Source organism: Pseudaminobacter soli (ex Li et al. 2025), assembly GCF_003012705.1.
Lineage (GTDB): Bacteria > Pseudomonadota > Alphaproteobacteria > Rhizobiales > Rhizobiaceae > Pseudaminobacter > Pseudaminobacter soli.
In genome coordinates, this window is sequence record NZ_PXYL01000048.1 from 1 (window position 1) to 4,008 (window position 4,008).

4 protein-coding genes are annotated in these 4,008 nt (G+C 70.2%); all 4 read left to right on the forward strand.

Features of this window, described 5'->3' with window-relative positions; all coding sequences use genetic code 11:
• Positions 1 to 41 precede the first annotated feature (41 nt).
• The gene (locus C7I85_RS30085) at positions 42 to 2,213 is read left to right on the forward strand and encodes a chemotaxis protein CheA (protein WP_106727656.1); all 2,172 of its coding nucleotides are present in this window, start codon (positions 42 to 44) and stop codon (positions 2,211 to 2,213) included.
• Positions 2,214 to 2,217: 4 nt separating this feature from the next.
• Positions 2,218 to 2,673 carry a chemotaxis protein CheW gene (locus C7I85_RS30090; protein WP_106727658.1) on the forward strand — a complete coding sequence of 152 codons (456 nt, stop codon included), beginning with the start codon at positions 2,218 to 2,220 and terminating at the stop codon, positions 2,671 to 2,673.
• Positions 2,670 to 3,566, forward strand: a complete 897-nt coding sequence (locus tag C7I85_RS30095; protein WP_106727657.1) for a protein-glutamate O-methyltransferase — start codon at positions 2,670 to 2,672, stop codon at positions 3,564 to 3,566. Before C7I85_RS30090 ends, C7I85_RS30095 begins: the two co-directional genes overlap by 4 nt.
• Positions 3,563 to 4,008, forward strand: a 446-nt coding sequence (locus tag C7I85_RS30100) for a response regulator (protein WP_146149023.1), incomplete at its 3' end; no start/stop codon positions are given. The genes C7I85_RS30095 and C7I85_RS30100, both read left to right, overlap by 4 nt.

Here is a 4,008-nt window from a genome sequence, read left to right on the forward strand (position 1 = left end):
AAGGCGTAAAGGCGTAAAGGGAGACTAGCAGCGTGGACGCGATGTCAGCCATCAAACAGACGTTCTTCCAGGAATGCGAGGAACAGCTCGCCGAACTGGAGGCCGGTCTCCTGGCGATCGAGGCCGGCGAGGCCGAGCCCGACACCGTCAACGCGGTGTTCCGCGCCGTGCATTCGATCAAGGGCGGCGCCGGCGCCTTCAGCCTGACCGCGCTGGTGCAGTTCGCGCATGTCTTCGAGACCGCGCTCGACCAGCTGCGTTCCGACACGCTGGCGCCGACGCCGGAGGTGCTGAAGGTGATGCTGCGCGCCGCCGATCTCCTGGCCGACCTGGTGCAGGCGGCGCGTGACGACCACGCGGTCGACGAGAGCCGCAGCCAGCAGCTGATCGACGAGCTCAACGCGCTCGGCGGCGGCCAACTCATGGCCGCCGACGACGACGGCGACGGCGACATGGAAGGCTTTGTCTTCAACCCGGTGACGGTCGGCTTCGACTTCCTCGACAGCGTGCCCGACGCGCCGGCCGAGCGGGTGTTTGCCATCCGCTTCAAGCCGCGGCCCGAGCTCTATGCCAAGGGCAACGAGACCGCACTGGTGCTGCGCGAGCTCGAACGGCTCGGCCGGCTCGAGGTCAGCTGCGACGCCGCCGCGCTGCCGGAGCTTGCCGCGCTCGACCCCGAGGGCGCCTATCTCGACTGGACGATCAAGCTGACCACCGACAAGGGCGAGGACGCGGTGCGCGAGGTGTTCGAGTTCGTCGAATGGGACTGCGAGCTTGAGATCACCGCCGAGGGCGGCGCCGACGACGGCTTCGACGTCGAGGCGCTGCTGCGCTCGATCCAGGCCGAGGCCGAGCCGGCGCTGGCCGAACCGGAGCCCGAACCGGCCATGCTGGCGCCGGGCGCCGAAGCCGCCGCCCCGAGCGCTGCCACCCAGGACTCTTCCCCTGCCCCGTCAGCCAAGCCGGGCCAGGCGCGCGGCGAGGCGGCGAACGCCGCCGGCGGCGCGCCGCAGACGATCCGCGCCGACCTCGAGCGCGTCGACCGGCTGATCGACCTGGTCGGCGAGCTGGTCATCAACCAGGCGATGCTGTCGCAGCGGGTGATCGAGGCCGGCCATGCGCCGGGCTCGGCGGTCGCCATCGGCCTCGACGAGCTCGAGCAGCTGACGCGCGAGATCCAGGACTGCGTCATGGCGATCCGCGCCCAGGCGGTCAAGTCGGTGTTCCAGCGCATGCCGCGGCTGGTGCGCGAGGTCGCCGGGCTGACCGGCAAGGAGGTCCGCCTGATCACCGAGGGCGAGGCGACCGAGGTCGACAAGACGGTCATCGACCGGCTGACCGACCCGCTCACCCACATGATCCGCAACGCCATCGACCACGGCCTCGAAGCCCCCGAGGCGCGGCTCGCCGCCGGCAAGCCGGCCGAAGGCGTGGTGCGGCTGTCGGCGATGCACCGCTCGGGCCGCATCGTCATCGAGGTCGCCGACGACGGCGCCGGCATCAACCGGCCCAAGGTCAAGCAGCTCGCCATCGCCAAGGGGCTGATCCCCGCCGACGCGCAGCTGAGCGACGAGGAGACCGACAACCTGATCTTCCTGCCCGGCTTCTCGACCGCCTCCGAGGTCTCCAACATCTCCGGCCGCGGCGTCGGCATGGACGTCGTCAAGCGCTCGATCCAGTCGCTCGGCGGCAGGCTGTCGATCGCCTCGCGGCCGGGCAAGGGCTCGACCTTCACCATGAGCCTGCCGCTCACCTTGGCCGTGCTCGACGGCATGGTGGTCACCGTCGCCGGCCAGACGCTGGTGGTGCCGCTGACCGCGATCATCGAGACCCTGCAGCCGAAGCTTGCCGACGTGCACGGCTTCGGCGGCAGCGCCCGCGTCATCGCCATCCGCGACGCGTTCACGCCGCTGATCGACATCGGCCGCGAGCTCGGCTTCCGCAGCCAGGCCACCGACCCCGCCGCCGCCGTCGCCATCCTGGTCGAGAGCGAGGGCGGCCGCCGCAGCGCGCTTTTGGTCGACACCATCCAGGGCCAGCGCCAGGTGGTGATCAAGAGCCTGGAGACCAATTACGGCGCCGTGCCCGGCATCGCCGCCGCCACCATTTTGGGCGACGGCCGCGTGGCGCTGATCCTCGACGTCGACGCGGTGGTCGCCGAGACCCACGCCGACACAAGCCATCTTGAACCCGTTCTCCAAGCCGCAGGGTGACGCCATGACCGAGACCTCAAAGCATAGCCGCGAACTCATCGCCTTCCGCATCGGCGAGCAGGAATTCTGCGTCGACATCATGTCGGTGCGCGAGATCCGCGGCTGGACGCCGGCCACCGTGCTGCCGCAGGCGCCGGCCTATGTGCGCGGCGTCATCAATTTGCGCGGCGCCGTGCTGCCGATCGTCGACCTCGCCGCCCGCCTCGGCTTCGCCCCGCCCGAGCCGACGGTGCGCCACGTCATCATGATGGCCCAGGTCGGCCACCAGGTGGTCGGGCTTCTGGTCGACGCCGTCTCCGACATCCTGTCGGTGACCGACGACGCCATCCAGCCGACCCCCGACGTCGCCTCCGACATGGCATCGAGCTTCGTGCGCGGCGTGCTCGCCATCGAGGGCCGCATGATCAGCCTGATCGCGCTCGACAACGTGCTGCCGACCTTCGAGCCGATCGCCGCATGAGCGAGCTCGACCACGGCACCGGGCCGGCGCGGCGGCGCAGCATCGTCGCCGGCGAGTTCGTGCTGACCAGCGACGACATGCGCCAGATCGCCGCCATGCTGCACGCCGACGCCGGCATCTATTTGACCGAGGCCAAGGCGACGCTGGTCTATTCGCGGCTGTCGAAGCGGCTGCGCTCGCTCGGGCTCGAGAGCTTCCGCGACTACTGCAGCCTGGTCGCCTCGCGCGAGGGCCTCGACGAGCGCCAGAAGATGCTGGCGGCGCTGACCACCAACGTCACCAACTTCTACCGCGAGCCGCACCACTTCGAGCACCTCGCCAGGACCGTGCTGCCGCCGCTGCTCGACGCGGCACGGCGCGGGGCGCGCGTCCGGCTGTGGTCGGCCGCCTGCTCCAACGGCGCCGAGCCCTACACGCTGGCGCTGACCATTTTGAGCCTGCTGCCCGAGGCCGCCGGCTACGACATCAAGATCCTGGCCACCGACATCGACGCCAACATGATCGCCGCCGGCAACCAAGGCGTCTACAGCGACGCCGCACTCCGGCCGGTGCCGGCGGAGTTGCGCCGGCGCTGGTTCGTGCCGGTGCGTTCGGGTGCTGGCAAGGAGTGGGGCGTCGCCGACGAGCTGCGCCAGCTCGTCGCCTTCCGCGAGCTCAACCTGATCGCGCCTTCCTGGCCGATGAAGGGCCGCTTCCAGGCGATCTTCTGCCGCAACGTCGTCATCTACTTCGAGGAGGCGACGCAGGCGAAGATCTGGAGCCGCTTCGTGCCGCTTCTGACCGAAGGCGGCCACCTCTATATCGGCCATTCCGAGCGCGTGTCGGGGCCGGCGGCGGCCGACTTCCAGCCCGCCGGCATCACCACCTACAAGCTCAGGGAGGCCGGCCGATGAAGCCGATCCGGGTCCTGGTCGTCGACGATTCGGCCACCATGCGCAGCCTGCTGTCGGTGGCGCTGCGCCGCGATCCGCAAATCGAGGTCGTCGGCCACGCCGCCGACGCGCTCGAGGCGCGCGCCAAGATCAAGGCGCTCAATCCCGACGTGCTGACGCTCGACGTCGAGATGCCGAACATGAACGGCCTCGACTTCCTCGACAAGATCATGCGGCTGAGGCCAATGCCGGTGATCATGGTCTCGAGCCTGACCAGCCGCCACGCCGCCGCCACCCTGACCGCGCTCGAGATCGGCGCCTTCGACTGCATTTCCAAGGCGGCGTTCAGCGACGAGCGCGCCTTCGAGGCGCTGATCGCCACCGTCAAGGCGGCGGCGCGCGCCCGCATCCGGCCGCTCGGCGACGCGCCGCCCGTTGCGCCGGCGGCACAGGCCGGCTACAC

Bases quoted from the DNA above. Each gene is read 5' to 3' on its own strand.
- C7I85_RS30085 (WP_106727656.1), top strand. From the start codon at position 42: ATGTCAGCCATCAAACAGACGTTCTTCCAGGAATGCGAGGAACAGCTC.
- C7I85_RS30090 (WP_106727658.1), top strand. From the start codon at position 2,218: ATGACCGAGACCTCAAAGCATAGCCGCGAACTCATCGCCTTCCGCATC.
- C7I85_RS30095 (WP_106727657.1), top strand. From the start codon at position 2,670: ATGAGCGAGCTCGACCACGGCACCGGGCCGGCGCGGCGGCGCAGCATC.